Below are 17253 nucleotides of genomic sequence, written 5' to 3' on the forward strand. Positions count from 1 at the left end.
GCACCCGACTCGGGGCAGCGGTTTTTTGTTTTGGCGCAGGGTGCTTAGCGGCGGGCGCTGCGCACACCTTCGGCCAGTTGGCTGCACAGCTCGAGCACGCCGTCGATGGCCTGCTGATCATTGCCGGCCGCCTTGGCGATCTGGTCGATCAGCGCCGAGCCGACCACCACACCGTCGGCCAGGCGGGCGATGGTCGCCGCGTGTTCCGGGGTGCGGATGCCGAAGCCGATGCTGATCGGCAGGTCGGTGTGGCGGCGCAGACGGGTGACCGCTTCCTGCACGTGTTCCACGGTTGCCGAACCTGCGCCGGTAACACCCGCCACCGACACGTAGTAGACGAAGCCCGAGCTGCCGGCGAGTACGGTCGGCAGGCGCTTGTCGTCGGTGGTCGGGGTGGTCAGGCGGATGAAGTCGATACCCGCGGCCTGGGCCGGGTCGCACAGGTCACGGTTATGCTCCGGCGGCAGGTCGACCACGATCAGGCCGTCGACGCCGGCCTCCTGGGCATCGGCGATGAAGCCCTCGACGCCGTACTTGTGGATCGGGTTGAAGTAACCCATCAGCACCAACGGCGTGGTGCTGTCGTCCTGGCGGAACTCACGGACCATCTGCAGCGTCTTGGCCAGGTTCTGCTTGGCGGCAAGCGCGCGGATATTGGCCAGCTGGATCGCCGGGCCATCGGCCATCGGGTCGGTGAACGGCATGCCCAGCTCAATCACATCAGCGCCGGCTTTCGGCAGACCCTTGAGGATCTTCAGCGAGGCGTCGTAGTTCGGGTCGCCAGCAGTGACGAAGGTCACCAGGGCGGCGCGGTTCTGTTCTTTCAGCTCGGCGAAGCGCGTCTGCAGGCGGCTCATATGTGTTCTTCCTGTTCGTCGAAGTGGTGCATGACGGTCTGCATGTCCTTGTCGCCGCGGCCCGAGAGGTTGAGCACCATCAGGTGATCCTTGGGCAGGGTCGGGGCGCGCTTGAAGACTTCAGCCAGGGCGTGGGACGACTCCAGCGCCGGGATGATGCCTTCCAGGCGGCAGCACTGGTGGAAGGCGGCGAGCGCCTCCTTGTCGGTGATCGAGGTGTACTCGACGCGGCCGATGTCGAACAACCAGGCGTGCTCAGGACCAATGCCGGGATAGTCGAGGCCGGCGGAAATCGAGTGGGCGTCGATGATCTGGCCGTCGTCGTCCTGTAGCAGGAAGGTGCGGTTGCCGTGCAGCACGCCCGGTACCCCGCCGTTCAGGCTGGCGGCATGCTTGCCGGTTTCCACGCCGTGGCCGGCCGCCTCGACGCCGATGATCTGCACCGACTTGTCGTCGAGGAACGGGTGGAACAGGCCCATGGCATTGGAACCACCACCGATACAGGCGACCAGCGAATCCGGCAGGCGGCCTTCCTGCTCCTGCAACTGGTCGCGGGTTTCCTTGCCGATCACAGCCTGGAAGTCGCGCACCATCGCTGGATACGGGTGCGGGCCGGCCACGGTGCCGATGATGTAGAAGGTGCTGTCGACGTTGGTCACCCAGTCGCGCAGGGCTTCGTTCATCGCGTCCTTCAGGGTGCCGGTGCCGGCGGTGACCGGAATCACCTCGGCGCCGAGCAGCTTCATGCGGAAGACGTTGGCCTGCTGGCGATCGATATCGGTGGTGCCCATGTAGATCACGCACTGCAGGCCGAAGCGCGCGGCGACGGTGGCGGTGGCCACGCCATGCATGCCGGCGCCGGTCTCGGCGATGATGCGCTGCTTGCCCATGCGCTTGGCCAGCAGGATCTGGCCGATGCAGTTGTTGATCTTGTGCGCGCCGGTGTGATTGAGCTCCTCACGCTTCAGGTAGATCTTCGCGCCGCCGCAGAACTCGGTCAGCCGCTCGGCGAAGTACAGCGGGCTTGGGCGGCCCACGTAGTCGCGCTGGAAGTAGGCCAGCTCCTTGGCGAACTCGGGATCGGCCTTGGCCTTTTCGTACTCGGCGGCCAGGTCGTGGATCAGCGGCATCAGCGTCTCGGCGACGTACTGACCGCCAAACGCGCCGAACAGGCCGGTGGCGTCGGGGCCGTTGCGAAGTGAAGTCATGGGAGTCTCCTGTGAATTCAGCGGCCGTGGTCGGCCTGCCAGCCAGATGGCTTGGCGTCGATGGTGGCCAGACTAACGCTGCCGCGTTGCTCGGAAAAGCGATTAGTTTTAACGGATGGGTGAGTAAATATCACATATCTATGGTTCTGTTGTTGATGATCAGCTGTGCGGGGTGTCGCAATTATCGAGGCTATAAGGCCTGGCCATTGGCGTTGTCAGCGGGTTGGCCGATAATCCCTCAATCATGATTTTTACGCACAGGTAGGGAACGCCCATGAAAACAGCTTGGTTGTGGATATTTCCCGGGATCGGCGCGCTGATGCTGGCCGGGGCGGTCGGCATTCAGGTGGCGCGCTTCAGCGATCAGGCACAGATGACGCGCGCCGAGGGTTCGGTGGTGGATATCGAGGGCGGTTGCCCGACGGTGTCGTTCACCAGCCTCGATGGCACCCTGGGCGAGTACCACAGTGGCACTTGCAGCACGCCGCCGTCGTTCGATATCGGCGAGCGGGTGACGGTGTATTACGACCCGCAGAACCTCGAGCGGGCGCGGATCGACAGCTTCGAGCAGAACTGGATTGGCAGCCTGATCCTCGGCGGTATCGGCGCGGTATTTCTGCCGCTTGGCCTGCTGTTCGTGTTGCCGCCGCTGCTTGGCAAGCGCCGCGCTGCCGAATTGCTGGTCACCGGTACACCGGTTCAGGCCGAGGTGGTGGATGTCGAACTCAATGGCGGACTGAGCATCAATGGCCGTAACCCGTACCGCATCGTCGCCCAGTGGCTGAACCCGCAGACCAACAAGCTGCATGTGTTTCGCAGTGAAAACCTGTGGTTCGATCCGGGCCCCTATATCAGCGAGTCGCTGGTCACGGTGATGATCGATCCGCAAAACCCCAAGCGCTACAGCATGGACACGCGTTTTCTGCCCGAGTTGGCGGACTGACGTGGCCCAGGACCTGCCGTCACTCAATGCCCTGCACGCCTTCGAGGCAGCGGCGCGGCTGGGCAGCGTCAGCCGTGCGGCGCTCGAACTGCACGTCACCCACGGCGCGGTAAGCCGGCAGATCCGCACCCTGGAGGAGCAGCTTGGCGTGTCGCTTTTCGCCAAGGACGGGCGCGGGCTGAAGCTGACCGAGGCGGGCTTGCGCCTGCGGGACGTGAGCGGCGAGACCTTCGCCCGGCTGCGCCAGGTCTGCGGCGAGCTGCGCCAGCGCGAGGCGGACATGCCCTTCGTGCTCGGTTGCCCGGGCAGCCTGCTGGCGCGCTGGTTCATTCCGCGCCTGGACCGCCTCAACAGCGCGCTGCCGGATCTGCATTTGCAGCTGTCCACCAGCCAGGGCGAGCTGGACCCGCGCAGCCCTCAGGTCGACGCCACGCTGCTGTACGCAGAGCCGCCCTGGCCGGCGGACATGCAAGTGTTCGAGCTGGCGCGCGAGTCCATCGGCCCGGTGCTCAGCCCGCAACACCCGCGCTTTACCGAGCTGAGCGCGGCAGCGCCGGGCGCCTTGCTGAATGAAGCCCTGTTGCATACCACCTCGCGGCCCCAGGCCTGGCCGCAGTGGCTGGCCGCGATGCACCTCGACCCAGCGGCGATGCGCCTCGGCCAGGGCTTCGAGCACCTCTACTATCTGCTCGAAGCGGCGAGCGCCGGCCTCGGCGTGGCCATCGCGCCGCTGCAGCTGGTGGCCGATGACCTCAAGGCGCGGCGGCTGGTGGCACCCTGGGGCTTCGTCGAGACTGACGCGCGCCTGGCGCTATGGGTGCCCGAGCGACGTAGCGGCGGGCGCGCCGAGCGGCTGGCCGACTGGTTGCGAAGTGAGTTGCAAATCGCGCAGTGAGCCTCAGGCTGGCGAGAACCTTCGCTGATCGGCATCGGTCATAACGTCGGCCCCGCGATCTGCTTCGGGCCATGACCGAGAGAGGGATTTGTCGATGAACCGTATGCAAAAGCTGGGCGGCCTGCTGGCCGGTATGGCGTTAACCGCGCTGGCGCAGGCCGAGCCACTGAATATCGAGGGAATTGGCCTGTCGCGCGATATCTCCTGCAAAGGCCAGGACGTGAACATCTCCGGCAACGCCAACGTAATTCACCTCAAGGGCGATTGCGGCGCGGTGGAGGTTTCCGGCTCGGAACACAAAGTGACGCTGGGCACGGCCAAGTCCCTCAGCGTTTCTGGTGCCGAGCATGAAGTGGTGGCCGAGCGCGTCAATGCGCTGAGTGTCGATACCCTTAACAATCAGGTGCGTACCGCGGTCGTCGCGGGTGAGCAGTCGACACCGATAACGGTTGCGGGTACTGGGCAAAAGCTGGATCTGCGCCTCGAGGGCGAGACCAGACTGGACGTCAGTGGGATCGAACAGCAGGTGCGCTGGAGTAGCGATGAGCCGCAGGTGCAGCTATCGGGCGCCGACAACAAGGTCGAGCGCCAATAGAAACGGGCGCCCCGGAGAGGGGCGCCGCGGTATTTACTCCACGTCGGTGAACTGGATGATTTCCACCCAGTAGCCGTCCGGGTCCTTGATAAAGGCGATGTTGCGCATGCGGCCGTCGGTGAGGCGCTTCTGGAAGTCCACACCGAGGTCTTCGAAGCGCTGGCAGGCAGCCTTGATATCCGGCACCGCCACGCACAGGTGACCAAAGCCGCGCGGGTCGCTGTTGCCGCTGTGGTAGGAAAACTCCGGATCCTTCTCGGTGCCGTAGTTGTAGGTCAGCTCCAGCACGCCGGGAATGGATTTGCGCCACTCGTGACGGGCTTTCGGGTCGGCCGGGATCTGCGACTTGTCGGCAATCAGTGCCAGAAAGTAGAGGCTGAATTCGGCATCCGGGAAATCGCTCTTCTCCAGCAGCGTGAAGCCCAGCACGCGGGTGTAGAAGTCCAGGGACTTCTCGAGATCCTTCACGCGGATCATGGTGTGGTTGTAGACGAAGTCCGCGGTGGCGACGTCGGGCTTGCCGGTCACGCCGGGCAGTTTGTTGAGTTCGTCGAGGGTCATGGGCGTCTCCATCAGGTGAGTGGACAATTCAAAAAGTCATGAGGTCAGTAGATGGCCTCGTGAGGTGTGTTTTTCAAGGTGGTGGCTAGAGCAACTGTTTGGATTACCTTGTGGGAGCGGGCCATGCCCGCGATTCCTTTCGCGGGCATGGCCCGCTCCCACAGGTACTGCATCAAACCTCCAAAGTAATCAGTTCAGCCCGCACCCCGTCCTCATCGATATGCAGCAGGGCCACCCCAATCGGCAACTTGAACCGCTGTGGGCCGGCGCTGCCGGGGTTGAGGTAGAGCACACCATCGCGCACGTCATGCAACGGCTTGTGCGAATGCCCGGCGATCACCACATCGATACCTTCGGCCTTGGGGTCGATGGCCAGCTGCTTGAGGTCGTGCAGTACATACAGACTGATCGCGCCAAAGCGCAGTGTCAGGTGCTCGGGAATGCCGTCGGCCCAGGCGTCACCATCGTTATTGCCGCGTACAACCGACAGCGGCGCGATGCGTTCGAGCTCGGCAAGGATCTGCGGCCCGCCGATATCGCCGGCGTGAATCAGGTGGTCGACGCCCTCAAGCGCCGCCAGCGCCTGGGGCCGCAACAGGCCGTGGGTGTCGGCGATCAGGCCAATCTTCATGGGTTCTCCTGCATGGTCTTTCTAGGAGCAGCCCCGCCCGCGATGCGTTCCGTAAACCGTAGCCCGGGTCGAGCGAAGCGACACCCGGGGCTCTGCCCCAGAAACAGAAAACCCGGCACAAGGCCGGGTTTTCATTTACAGCGCGACAGGGATCAGTCTTCCAGCATCGCCTTGTTGCGTACCGCGCCCTTGTCGGCGCTGGTGGCGAGCAGGGCGTAGGCTTTCAGGGCGGTGGTTACCTTGCGCGGACGCTGCTCGGCCGGCTTCCAGCCCTTCTTGTCCTGCTCGTGACGGCGATGGGCGATTTCCTCGTCGCTGACCAGCAGGTTGATCGAGCGGTTGGGGATGTCGATCAGCACCTTGTCGCCATCCTTCACCAAGCCGATGGCGCCGCCGGCAGCCGCTTCCGGCGAGGCGTGGCCGATGGACAGACCCGAAGTGCCGCCCGAGAAACGGCCGTCGGTGAGCAGGGCGCAAGCTTTGCCCAGGCCCTTGGATTTCAGGTACGAGGTCGGGTAGAGCATTTCCTGCATGCCCGGGCCGCCTTTCGGGCCTTCGTAGCGGATGATGACGATGTCGCCTTCCTTCACTTCGTCATTGAGGATGCCGCGCACAGCGCTGTCCTGGCTTTCGAAGATCTTGGCGTTGCCCTCGAACACGTGGATCGACTCGTCGACGCCGGCGGTCTTCACCACGCAGCCGTCCAGGGCGATGTTGCCGTACAGCACGGCCAGGCCGCCTTCTTTCGAGTAGGCATGCTCGAAGCTGCGGATGCAGCCGTTCTCGCGGTCGTCGTCGAGGGTTTCCCAGCGGGTCGACTGGCTGAACGCGGTCTGGGTCGGGATGCCCGCCGGACCGGCCTTGAAGAAGTGGTGCACGGCTTCGTCATCGGTCTGGGTGATGTCCCACTGGGCGATGGCTTCGGCCATGGATTTGCTGTGCACGGTCGGCAGATCCGTGTGCAGCAGGCCGCCACGGGCCAGCGAACCGAGGATGGAGAAGATGCCGCCGGCGCGGTGCACGTCTTCCATGTGGTACTTCTGGATGTTCGGCGCCACCTTGCACAGCTGCGGCACCAGACGCGACAGACGATCGATATCGCGCAGGTCGAAGTCCACCTCGGCTTCCTGGGCCGCGGCCAGCAGGTGCAGGATGGTGTTGGTCGAACCGCCCATGGCGATGTCGAGCATCATGGCGTTTTCGAACGCCTTGAAGTTGGCGATGTTGCGCGGCAGCACCGAGTCGTCGCCTTCGCCGTAGTAACGTTTGCACAGCTCGACGATGGTGCGGCCAGCCTGCAGGAACAGCTGCTCACGGTCGCTGTGGGTGGCCAGGGTCGAGCCGTTGCCCGGCAGGGCCAGGCCCAGCGCTTCGGTCAGGCAGTTCATCGAGTTGGCGGTGAACATGCCGGAGCACGAACCGCAGGTCGGACAGGCGCTGCGCTCGTATTCGGCGACTTTCTCGTCCGAGGCGGTGCTGTCGGCAGCGATCACCATGGCGTCGACCAGGTCCAGGCCGTGGCTGGCCAGCTTGGTCTTGCCGGCTTCCATCGGACCGCCGGAGACGAAGATCACCGGGATGTTCAGGCGCAGGGCGGCCATCAGCATGCCGGGGGTGATCTTGTCGCAGTTGGAGATGCAGACGATGGCGTCGGCGCAGTGGGCGTTGACCATGTACTCCACGGAGTCGGCGATGATCTCGCGGCTCGGCAGCGAATAAAGCATGCCGTCGTGGCCCATGGCGATGCCGTCGTCGACGGCGATGGTGTTGAATTCCTTGGCCACGCCGCCGGCTTTCTCGATCTCGCGGGCGACCAGCTGGCCCAGGTCCTTCAAGTGCACGTGGCCGGGCACGAACTGGGTGAAGGAGTTGGCGATGGCGATGATCGGTTTCTTGAAGTCTTCGTCCTTCATCCCGGTGGCGCGCCACAGGGCGCGGGCGCCGGCCATGTTGCGGCCGTGGGTGGAGGTCTTCGAGCGGTAATCAGGCATGACGGATTCCTGCGGCTAATCAGGTAGGCATTGATAGGTGGGTGAGCGGATCAGCGGCAGGTGACCGCGAAGCAAGGTGGCATGGCGCACGACGGGATCTCCGTCTGCCTGCCCGGGCTCACAGCCCGCCGAAGGGTGGCTGGCGGGAAATGCCCTGATTCTACGCCGCCCCAGTCGCCAAGGGAAAGGCTGGCGCCGGCCCAAAGCCCGGGGCTCCGCCAAGCGGAGCCCCGGCGGTTACCAGTCGTTGGCCGGCTGTTCGAGCGGCTGGCGCTCCAGGCGCAACTGCCACGCGGTGCTTTCTTCAAGGAGCTGCTGGTACTCGGCGGCCACTTCCCGGCCATCCAGGGCTTGGTCTACGTCGAAGATCTGCAGACCCTGGCGAGTGCTCAGGTAGAAGCGGCCACCGGCCAGGTATTGCAGCGCAAAGATGTCACTCGGCGGCACGTTCAGCGGATAGGCACGCAGCACCTGGCCGGTCTGCGCCGAACTGGCGAGGATGAACCCCTCGCTCAGGTGCAGGATCAGCGGGCTATGGCCGTCAGGGTCGATGAGGGCCATCCAGCCTGGCATCCCGGCCGCGGGCAGGTGGAACGGGACGCGCTCGCGCTGCCCCTGTTCCTGCGGGTAGAGCACGCCGTCCTCGTAGAGCAGCCAGATACGCCCCTGGGCATCGCGGCCCATCTGCTGCGCGCCGTCCTCACCGATCTCGCTGAGTTGCTGGCTGTCCAGGTCCAGGCGCATCGGCTGCGACGAGCTCGGCAGCAGGTAGAGGGCATCGCCCTGGCTGGACAGCAGCAGGGTTTCGCCTGTCGGTATGTAGGTGTTCTCGTAGCCCGCTGCGGGCAGTTGCAGGCGTTCGAGGCGCTTGCCGCTGGCCGCCTCGAGAATCGTCAGGCTGTTGTCGGCGCGATCCATCACGTACAGACGCCCCTCGTGCAGCAGCACACGACTGGGAAACCGTGCGGGCTCGTCGCTGACCGGCACGCTGTATTCGATCGCACCACTGGCCAGGTCGATACGGCTCACGGCGCCTTTGCTCAGGCCAAGCACGTAAGCCTTGCCGGCCGGCTCGTCGAGGGCCATATCGGTCACCCCTACACCCACGCACTCCGGGCCCGGGCAGCCCCACAGCTGGCCGCGTGCGTAAGGTTGGGTCAGCAGGGTACGCAGGGGCTGCTGGGTCGTCAGGTCGTACTCGATGATTTGCATATCAGCGTCGTTCTTCAGCAGGTAGACCCGCGAGGGATCGCTGCTCGGCACGATCCGCGCGACCACTGGCAGGTCGATGGCGAACCCCTGGGCCTGTTCGCCATCGACCCAGGTGCGGGGTGCCTGACGCTCCGCTTCGATGTGTGCCTTGAGGGTGTCGATGCGCCGGGTTTCCTGAACTTCATGCAGCGCCATCTGACGCAGTTCGTCCACGCGCGGGTTGTCGAACACCGGGTTGAGCAGGTTAAAGGTACCCAGCGCCAGTGCCAGCAGGGCGCCAACGGCAATACCGAGGCGCGCCGGCAGGCTGGTGCCCAGGCACAGCGGCAGGGTGGCCAGCAGGCCGAACAGGAAACCGCCAAGGTGGGCGGCGTTGTCGGTGCCCTGATCTATCAGGCCGTAAACCAGTGCCAGCAGCGGCACCAGCAGGGCGTTACGCAGCAGGCTGTCGCCCGCCTCGCCGGTGCCGCGCAGCTTGACGCTCAGGGCGATGGCCAGCTCGGCGCCGGCCAGGCTCATGATCGCCCCAGAGGCGCCGACGCTGACGAAGATCACCTGGGTGACCTGGCCGAAGAACGAGACCTGCTGCTGGTCGACGTGCACTGCCGCCGAGGCCAGGCTGGCGAATACGCCGCCGAGCAGGTACAGCAGCAGCCATTGCCAGCGCGCCAGCAGGCTTTCCAGGGTGACGCCGATCAGCAGCAGGGCGAGCATGTTCTGCCCCAGGTGCGCCAGCGAGGCGTGCAGGAACAGGTTGCTCAGCAGGCGCCCGTATTCGCCCGTTAACGTCAGGATGGCGATGTTGGAGCCCAGAGACATCAACTGGTCTTCCCCGAACGGCCCATAGCCGCCGAGCTGGCGCGCCTGCCAGAGGTACGCGGCGATAGTGACGAGGATCAGACTCAGGGTCAGCCAGGGGAGGCGCCAGCGCTTGAGGGGTTCCATGGACGGTGCAGTTCCTGTGCGAGGTCGGCGAACGCTGCGCGATTGTGCCGATTCCCGTGGGAAACGTCATCTGGATGTCCGGCGTTTCGAGGGGTCTCGCGAGGCCCGGCGCTAACCGCGCAGGATGGCTGCCGGGATCTGCTCCAGGGGAATTTCCTTGCTGACCGCACCGAGCTTCATGGCTTCCTTGGGCATGCCGTAGACCACGCAGCTGGCTTCGTCCTGGCCGAGGGTCAGGGCGCCGGCGTCGTACATCTCGCGCAGGCCGCGGGCGCCGTCGTCGCCCATGCCGGTCATGATGATGCCCATGGCGTTGGCGCCGGCAGCGCGGGCTGTGGAGCGGAACAGTACGTCCACCGAGGGCTTGTGGCGGCTGACCGGTGGGCCGTCGACTACGTCGACCACATATTGGGCGCCGCTGCGTTTGAGCAGCAGGTGGCGGCCACCCGGGGCGATCAGTGCGCGGCCGGGCACCACGCGGTCGCCATTGCGGGCTTCCAGAATCTCCAGTTCGCACAGCGCGTTGAGGCGCTCGGCAAAGGCGGCTGTGAAGCGCTCGGGCATGTGCTGGACGATGACGATCGCCGGGCAGACTCTTGGTAGGCGGGTGAGGATGTATTCCAGCGCCTGGGTACCTCCGGTGGAGGTGCCGATGGCGACGATGCGCTCGGTAGTGCGCGCCATGGCACTGCTGGCAGGTGGCAGGATGGCGTCGGCGCTGAGTTTGGCCTGGGGCGCGGGTGCAGCCGCCTTGTTGCTCAGCCGTTTGACGTTGGCACGGGCGGCGGCCTTGACCGCGTTGACCAGGTCATCGCTGGCGTTGACCAGGAATTTGCTCAGGCTGGCCTGGGGCTTGGTGACGATGCTAACCGCACCGGCCGACAGCGCCTGCATGGTAGTGGTGGCGCCCTTTTCGGTCAGTGTCGAGCAGATCACCACCGGCGTCGGGTGTTCGGCCATCAGCTTGCGCAGGAAGGTGATGCCGTCCATGCGTGGCATCTCGACGTCCAGCACGATCACGTCCGGCCACTGGCGCTGCATCTTGTCGAGGGCGAACAGCGGGTCTGCGGCGGTGCCGATGACCTCGATCGCCGGGTCGGCTGCCAGCACCTGGGAGAGCACCTGGCGCACCACGGCGGAGTCGTCGACGATCATCACTTTGATGCTTTTCATTGCGGTCGCTTTCCGGCAGGAGGTTCTTGGGCGGCGAGGGGCTGAGTCTGCTTCAGCGCGATCTGGCCGCTCCAGATATCGAAGATTAGATTGCGGTGGCCGAAGCCGCCGACATGTTCGCCGTGGCAGCCGATTTTCTTTTCGGCGAGCAGGCGGCGTGCGGCATCGATGTTCTGCTGGCCGACATGATTGCGACGGGCTTTCGCGAGCCCTGGGAACATGTGGCCGCCGCCCAATATACGCGCCTGGTACTCGGTCAGCTTGGTACCGCTCTGGGCGATGGCTTCGCACAGCAGGCTCATCACCTCGTCGGCATAGCGGCCATCGCGCTGCTTGGCCGGGCGGCCGCGGGTGGGCAGCATGAAATGGCACATGCCGCCCAGGCGCGCATGGGGGTGCCAGAGCACGATCGACACGCAGGAGCCCAGCAGCGTGCGCACGCGGGTGTAAGGTCCGCCGAAGTGATAGTCGCCGGGGTTGAGATAGACCTCGGCGATGGAGGGGCGATTAGGCATCTGGCTTGCGATAGATCGAGGGTTTGACGACCTTGAGCGTATCGTTGACGCCGTTCAGGCTTTCCGAATGGCTGATGATGAAGTGCCCGCCTGGGCGCAGATGTTTTATCAGACGATCTACCACCTGACGCTTGGTCTCGGCGTTGAAGTAGATCATCACGTTGCGCAGGAAGATCACGTCGAACAGGCCCACGTCCGGCAGCGTATTGTTGAGGTTGATCTGGGTGAAGCGCACGCGCTGGCGCAGCGATGGCGTGATCATCATCCGCCCCTGGTTCTCGTCGACGCCGCGTAGACAGTGTTTGACCAGCAAATGGCGGGGGATATTTTCGCTGTCGGCGAGCTCGTACACGCCACTGCGCGCCTGGTCGAGAATGCGCTGGCTGATGTCCGAGGCGAGGATCTCCCACGGCCTTTCACCGAGACGTTCGGCCAGCAGCAGGGCCAGGGTGTAGGGTTCCTCGCCACTGGAGCAGGCGCCGCTCCAGATCCGCAGCGGACGACCGCTGGGAATCGCACCGGGCTTTTGCAACAGCTCGCGCAGGAAGTCGAAGTGCTTGGGCTCGCGGAAGAAGTAGGTTTCGTTGGTGGTCAGCAGATCCACGCAGGTCTGCAGTTCCGTCTTGTCCTTGCCGACCAGACGAAAGTACTCGCCATAGGTAGCCATGCCAAGGGAGCGCAGGCGCTTGTTCAGGCGCCCGGCCACCAGCGGCTTCTTGGCGTCGGACAGGTGAATGCCGGCGATGTCGTGGATCAGCTGGCGGAACTGGTGGAACTCGATATCGGAGAGGGTGGCCTGGCTCGAGTCGCGCATCAGTTGCCGGCACCCTGTTGCTGTGCCTGGCTCAGCGCGACGTACTCCTCGGCCGAGATCACCCGGCCGATGTCGAGCATCACCACCAGGCGATCATCGAGTTTGCCCATGCCGCGGATGAAGTCGGCGCGGATACTGCCTCCGAAGGCCGGTGTCGGCTCGATGTGCTCGGCGCCCAGCTCGCGCACTTCGTTGACCGCATCGACCACGATGCCGATCACCTGGGTGTGTTCAGGGCCGGCGATTTCCAGAATCACGATGCAGGTGCGCGGGCCGATGCGGGTAGGTTGGCCGCCAAAGCGCTGGCCAAGGTCCACCACCGGCACCACGGCGCCGCGCAGGTTGATCACGCCGAGGATGCTTGGCGGCATCATCGGCACCGTGGTCAGCCGGCCGTAGCCGATGATCTCGCGCACCGCGCGGATCTCGACGGCGAACAGCTCCTGCGCCAATGTGAAGGTCAGGTACTGGCCCGACCCCGCCGTGGCGTTGTCGAGCAGCCGTGGCTCGGAACTCATGGCTTACTCCTGAAAGCGCACGTAGCCGGCCGGCAGACCGCCGCTGTGGCCGTCGTCGTCACGCGGCTGGCGCGTCGGGCCGTTGCCGCGGGCCGGTTGCTGACGGTTGCGCGGCGGGTTGGCGACGGTGATGCGCTCGCCGGTGCCGTTGAGGCGGAAGAAGTCCATCAGCTGTTGCAGCTGCTCGGCCTGACCGCTCATTTCCTCGGCGGTGGCCGCCAGCTCTTCGGAGGCCGATGCGTTCTGCTGGGTCAGCTCGCTGAGCTGGTTCATCGCCGTGCTGATCTGGCCGACGCCGCTGCTCTGCTCGTCGGAGGCCGCCGCGATTTCCTGCACCAGATCGGAAGTCTTGGCGATGGATGGCACGATCTCGTCGAGCAGGGTGCCGGCGCGTTCGGCCAGGGCCACGCTGTTCTTCGCCACTTCGCCGATTTCCTGAGCGGCCACCTGGCTGCGTTCGGCCAGCTTGCGTACTTCAGCGGCGACCACCGCGAAGCCCTTGCCGTGCTCGCCGGCGCGGGCCGCTTCGATGGCGGCGTTCAGAGCCAGCAGGTTGGTCTGGTAGGCGATGTCGTCGACGATGCCGATCTTGTCGGCGATGGTCTTCATGGCTCGCACGGTATCCTTCACCGCCTGGCCACCTTCGCCGGCTTCATTGGCGGCCTTGCTGGCCATGCCGTCGGTAACCCGGGCATTCTCGGTGTTCTGCGCAATGGACGCCGACATCTGTTCCATCGACGCGCTGGTTTCTTCCACCGAGGCAGCCTGCTCGGAGGCTGCCTGGCTCATGCTCTGGGCAGTGGAAGAGATCTCTTCCGAAGCGCTGGACAGTGAGTCGGCGGAGCTGCGCACTTCGGCGATGATCTGCGTCAGGCGGGCGGACATGTTGCTGATCGAGGCCAGCATGCTGGTGGTGTCGTTGGGCTTGACCACCACCTGGGTGCGCAGGTCGCCCTCGGCGATGCGGGTCACCACTTCGGCGGCATAGGCCGGCTCGCCGCCCAGTTGCTTGAGCAGGCTGCGGGTGATCAGCCAGCCGAGCAGGATGGAGATGAAAATGGCGACACCGCCGATCAGCGAGAGCTGCAGACGCGATTCTTGATAGAGCTGGGCAGCGCCTTCGGCATCCTGGTCCATCAGCTCGCTTTGATACTTGACGAGCGCGCTAGCTGCCGTGAGCAACTCGTTGTTGGCTGGAATGATGTCGCTGTACAGGTAGGCTTCTGCACGCTCTGGATCGTTCAACAGCTTGAACATCTCGTCATAGCGTTTGCCTACCTCGGCGCGGGCAGCGTTGACGCGTGCCAGAAACTCTTTGCCCTGGGGCGAGGTGACGGTGCGATCCAGTTCTTCGGTCGCCGCTTTGCGACGCTCACGGCTGGCTTCCAAAAGGCCGAGGTTCTTGCGATCAGCGTCGTCATCGTCGAGCAGAATGATGTCGCGAATGTAGCGCCCCTGATTCAGGGTCTCTTCCTTGATAACGTTGGCTTCGCGGATCTTTACGTAGCGATCCTTGATGATCATGTCATTGGAGTCGTTGATCGCGCTCATGCGCGTCAGGCCCAGCACCAAGGCGATCAGCAGCAGCACGATGACCGTGCCGAAACCGAGGCCGAGCTTTGTGGACACACGTAGGTCTTTGAACATGGTTGCTTCCCTCTGTGATGCTTGGCTGCCCGATCAGGCGGACAATGCGTTGTTGCCGTCTGGCAGAGCCGCAATCTCGGCAACCGCAAGGGCGTTCTCGATGGCCAGCAGGATGATGAAATCATCCTCGCGGTGAACCATCGCCTGAATGAAGTCGCTGCGAATCGCGTTGCCGAAGGCCGGTACCGGATTCATTTCCGCCGGGGCGACCTCCAATACCTCGCTGACGGCATCGACGAGGATGCCGAGTATCTGCGGGGCGTCGGGCTGGGGGACTTCGACGATGATGATGCAGGTGCGGCGGTCGATCTGCGTCTTGGCGTGGTTGAAGCGCAGGCTCAGGTCGATGACCGGCACCACGGCGCCGCGCAGGTTGATCACGCCATGTACGCAGCGGTTGGCCATCGGCACCTTGGTGGTGCGCTGGTACTCGATGATTTCCCGCACGCACAGCCCGTCCAGGGCGTAGCGCCGGTCGTGCAGGATGAAGCTCAGGTACTGGTGCACCAGCTCTTCGCCCGCGGCGCCTTGCGGGTTGCTGGCAGTGGTCACAGTGAGTTCACTCATGGGCGTAGACCTGGGCGGATTCGTGATGCGCGACGCTGCGCGGCGCGGCCAACTGGTTGAGCAGTCGGGGTATGTCGAGAATCAGTGCGACGGTGCCATCACCGAGAATGGTGAAACCGCCAAGTTCGCTGCAGCCGGCGAAGATCTTGCCCAGGGGCTTGATCACCGTCTGGAACTCGCCGGCTAGCTGGTCGACCACCAGGCCTGCGCGCAGCCCTGCCTGGCGCACCACCACCACACTTTCTCGGCGCGGCGGCTGGCTTTCGTCCTCGAACAGGTCACGCAGGCGCACGATGGGCAGCATCTGCCCGCGCAGCTCCAAGTGGCCGCGCTTGAACGAGGTGTCGGCGGGCAGCTCGATGCATTCTTCTACCAGTTCCAGGGGAATCACGTAGCCGGCCTGGCCGACACTGACCAGGAACCCGTCGATGATCGCCAGGGTCAGTGGCAGGCGGATGCGAATGCGCGTGCCCTGGCCGAGGGTGCTGTCCAGGTCGATGGTGCCTCGCAGAGCGGCGATGTTGCGCTTGACCACGTCCATGCCGACGCCGCGGCCGGACAGGTTGCTCACCTGCTCGGCGGTGGAGAAACCTGGCTCGAAAATCAGTGCGAAAGTTTCCTTTTCCGATAGCGTCTGGCCTTCGCCGATCAGGCCGCGCTCGCGGGCCTTGGCGATAATTCGCTGAGCATCCAGACCGCCGCCGTCGTCACTGACTTCCAGCACGATGCTGCCGGCGTCGTGGTAGGCATTTAGCGATACCTTGCCCTGGGCCGGCTTGCCGCGCGCCAGGCGGGTTTCTACCGACTCGATGCCATGGTCCATGGCGTTGCGTACCAAGTGCGTGAGTGGGTCGGTGATCCGCTCGACCACGGTCTTGTCGAGCTCGGTTTCGCCGCCGCTGATGGACAGGGCGATGTCCTTGCCGATCTCGCCTGCTACGTCACGTACCACCCGCTGAAAGCGGTTGAAGGTGCTGCCGATCTGCACCATGCGCAACGGCAGGGCCGAGTCGCGGACTTCCTCGACCAGCCGCGAGAGCAGCTCGGTGGCTTCGAGCATTTCCGGGTGGCCGCAGTTCTGGGCGGTCATTCGCGCCCCGGCACCGGCGATAATCAGCTCGCCGACCAGGTCGATGAGCTTGTCCAGCTTGCCGGCATCGACGCGGATCAGGCTGTTCTCGTTGCTGCGGTTTTCCTTGATCTGTTGCTGCTTCTGCAGCGCGGCGGCCACTACGGGCGGTTGTACCAGGCTTTCCTCGACCAGCACACGGCCGATCGGGCGTGGCTCGTCGCGCTCCTGACCCTGCACCTGGGTGTGCAGCACTTCCTGCAGCTCGTTGGCGGTCAGGGTGCCGCAGCGCATGAGGATCTCGCCCAGGCGCATGTCTTCTTCCGGCAGCGCGCGGATCAGTTCCAGGTACTGCTCGGACTTGCTGTTGGGCGGTAGGATGCGGATCAGGCTATCTTCGCGCACGAATTCGAAGGCGCCTTCGATGGTGGCCTTGTCGGCGTCGCTGACGAAGGCCATTTCAAAACCCAGGTAGCAGGTTTCCGGGTCCATTTCGGCGGCGACCGGAATGCGGTCGAGCAGCGGCACGATGCTGACGATCTTGCCGAAGGTGCTCAGGTAGCGGAACAGGCCCAGCGGGTCCATGCCATTACGCAAGGTGTCTGGGCCGAAACGCAGGGACAGGTGCCAGTGATCAGCGCCGACACCCTCACCATGGCCGCGCTCGATACGGGTAGCGGTGGCCGGCATCGGCTCGGCGGCCGGTGCGGGATCCAGATAACCGGACAGCTGTTCGGCCAGCTGCTGGTGGACAATCTGCGTGTCCTCTTCGAGCGTCTCCAGATCGGCGCCGCTGTCGACCAGGGCTACCAGGCGCGCCAGGTGGTCGCCGACCTGCAGAAACAGCGCGGTCATGTCCTTGTCGAAGCGCAGCTCGCCGTTGCGCACGCGGTCCAGCACGCTTTCGGCGATATGGGTGAAAGCGACGATCACGTCGAGACCGAACAGGCCGGCCGAGCCCTTGATGGTGTGGGCGGCGCGGAAAACCGCATTGATGGTGTCGGCGTCGTCGGGATCGTTTTCCAGCTGCAGCAGGGCTTCTTCCATCTGCTGCAGCAGTTCCTGACTTTCGGCGATGAAGACCTGCAGCACTTCGTCCATGTTCATGGTGA

The 17253-nt window shown here is 64.6% G+C and carries 16 protein-coding genes; 3 read left to right on the forward strand and 13 right to left on the reverse strand.

Going from position 1 to position 17253, the window contains the following annotated elements; genetic code table 11:
* Nucleotides 1–44: 44 nt before the first annotated feature.
* Both trpA and trpB read right to left on the reverse strand, forming a co-directional pair.
* Nucleotides 45–857: a tryptophan synthase subunit alpha gene (gene trpA, locus BM279_RS19935; RefSeq protein WP_093506659.1), complete on the reverse strand. Its 813-nt coding sequence runs from the start codon at nt 855–857 to the stop codon at nt 45–47.
* Nucleotides 854–2065, reverse strand: coding sequence for a tryptophan synthase subunit beta (gene trpB, locus BM279_RS19940; RefSeq protein WP_093506661.1), 1212 nt, complete (start codon nt 2063–2065; stop codon nt 854–856). The genes trpA and trpB overlap by 4 nt, the downstream gene beginning before the upstream one ends.
* A 274-nt stretch (nt 2066–2339) precedes the next feature.
* On the opposite strand from trpB, the gene BM279_RS19945 reads away from it, so the two are divergent.
* The 3 genes from BM279_RS19945 (at nt 2340) to BM279_RS19955 (ending at nt 4498) form a co-directional block, all read left to right on the forward strand.
* A complete protein-coding gene (locus tag BM279_RS19945) occupies nt 2340–3008 on the forward strand; it encodes a DUF3592 domain-containing protein (protein ID WP_093506663.1) in 669 nt (222 codons plus the stop codon).
* 1 nt (nt 3009) lies between these two features.
* Nucleotides 3010–3903, forward strand: coding sequence for a LysR family transcriptional regulator (locus BM279_RS19950; protein ID WP_093506665.1), 894 nt, complete (start codon nt 3010–3012; stop codon nt 3901–3903).
* Nucleotides 3904–3997: 94 nt separating this feature from the next.
* Complete coding sequence (locus BM279_RS19955; protein WP_093506667.1) at nt 3998–4498, forward strand: DUF3060 domain-containing protein; 501 nt, start codon at nt 3998–4000, stop codon at nt 4496–4498.
* Between the two features lie 33 nt (nt 4499–4531).
* Here BM279_RS19955 and gloA read toward each other — a convergent pair whose 3' ends face one another.
* The 11 genes from gloA to BM279_RS20010 form a co-directional block, all read right to left on the reverse strand.
* Nucleotides 4532–5059 (reverse strand): lactoylglutathione lyase, encoded by a 528-nt coding sequence (gene gloA, locus BM279_RS19960; protein WP_027903157.1) that lies wholly within the window; start codon nt 5057–5059, stop codon nt 4532–4534.
* Between the two features lie 172 nt (nt 5060–5231).
* Nucleotides 5232–5690 (reverse strand): metallophosphoesterase family protein, encoded by a 459-nt coding sequence (locus BM279_RS19965; RefSeq protein ID WP_093506669.1) that lies wholly within the window; start codon nt 5688–5690, stop codon nt 5232–5234.
* Between the two features lie 152 nt (nt 5691–5842).
* Nucleotides 5843–7681 (reverse strand): dihydroxy-acid dehydratase, encoded by a 1839-nt coding sequence (ilvD, locus tag BM279_RS19970; protein WP_093506671.1) that lies wholly within the window; start codon nt 7679–7681, stop codon nt 5843–5845.
* A 237-nt stretch (nt 7682–7918) separates the two neighbouring features.
* The gene (locus BM279_RS19975; RefSeq protein ID WP_093506673.1) at nt 7919–9838 is read right to left on the reverse strand and encodes a rhomboid family intramembrane serine protease; all 1920 of its coding nucleotides are present in this window, start codon (nt 9836–9838) and stop codon (nt 7919–7921) included.
* Between the two features lie 111 nt (nt 9839–9949).
* Nucleotides 9950–11011 (reverse strand): protein-glutamate methylesterase/protein-glutamine glutaminase, encoded by a 1062-nt coding sequence (locus BM279_RS19980; RefSeq protein ID WP_093506675.1) that lies wholly within the window; start codon nt 11009–11011, stop codon nt 9950–9952.
* Nucleotides 11008–11526 carry a chemotaxis protein CheD gene (locus tag BM279_RS19985; RefSeq protein WP_093506677.1) on the reverse strand — a complete coding sequence of 173 codons (519 nt, stop codon included), beginning with the start codon at nt 11524–11526 and terminating at the stop codon, nt 11008–11010. Before BM279_RS19985 ends, BM279_RS19980 begins: the two co-directional genes overlap by 4 nt.
* Nucleotides 11519–12340 carry a CheR family methyltransferase gene (locus BM279_RS19990; RefSeq protein ID WP_093506680.1) on the reverse strand — a complete coding sequence of 274 codons (822 nt, stop codon included), beginning with the start codon at nt 12338–12340 and terminating at the stop codon, nt 11519–11521. Before BM279_RS19990 ends, BM279_RS19985 begins: the two co-directional genes overlap by 8 nt.
* The gene (locus BM279_RS19995; protein ID WP_027903163.1) at nt 12340–12858 is read right to left on the reverse strand and encodes a chemotaxis protein CheW; all 519 of its coding nucleotides are present in this window, start codon (nt 12856–12858) and stop codon (nt 12340–12342) included. The genes BM279_RS19990 and BM279_RS19995 overlap by 1 nt, the downstream gene beginning before the upstream one ends.
* Before the next feature lie 3 nt (nt 12859–12861).
* Complete coding sequence (locus tag BM279_RS20000) at nt 12862–14505, reverse strand: methyl-accepting chemotaxis protein (protein WP_093506682.1); 1644 nt, start codon at nt 14503–14505, stop codon at nt 12862–12864.
* Nucleotides 14506–14538: 33 nt separating this feature from the next.
* Nucleotides 14539–15072 (reverse strand): chemotaxis protein CheW, encoded by a 534-nt coding sequence (locus tag BM279_RS20005; RefSeq protein WP_093506684.1) that lies wholly within the window; start codon nt 15070–15072, stop codon nt 14539–14541.
* On the reverse strand, nt 15065–17248 hold the full coding sequence (locus BM279_RS20010) for a chemotaxis protein CheA (RefSeq protein WP_093506686.1): 2184 nt from the start codon (nt 17246–17248) through the stop codon (nt 15065–15067). The genes BM279_RS20005 and BM279_RS20010 overlap by 8 nt, the downstream gene beginning before the upstream one ends.
* Between the last annotated feature and the right edge of the window lie 5 nt (nt 17249–17253).

This window comes from Phytopseudomonas straminea (assembly GCF_900112645.1).
Lineage (GTDB): Bacteria > Pseudomonadota > Gammaproteobacteria > Pseudomonadales > Pseudomonadaceae > Aquipseudomonas > Aquipseudomonas straminea.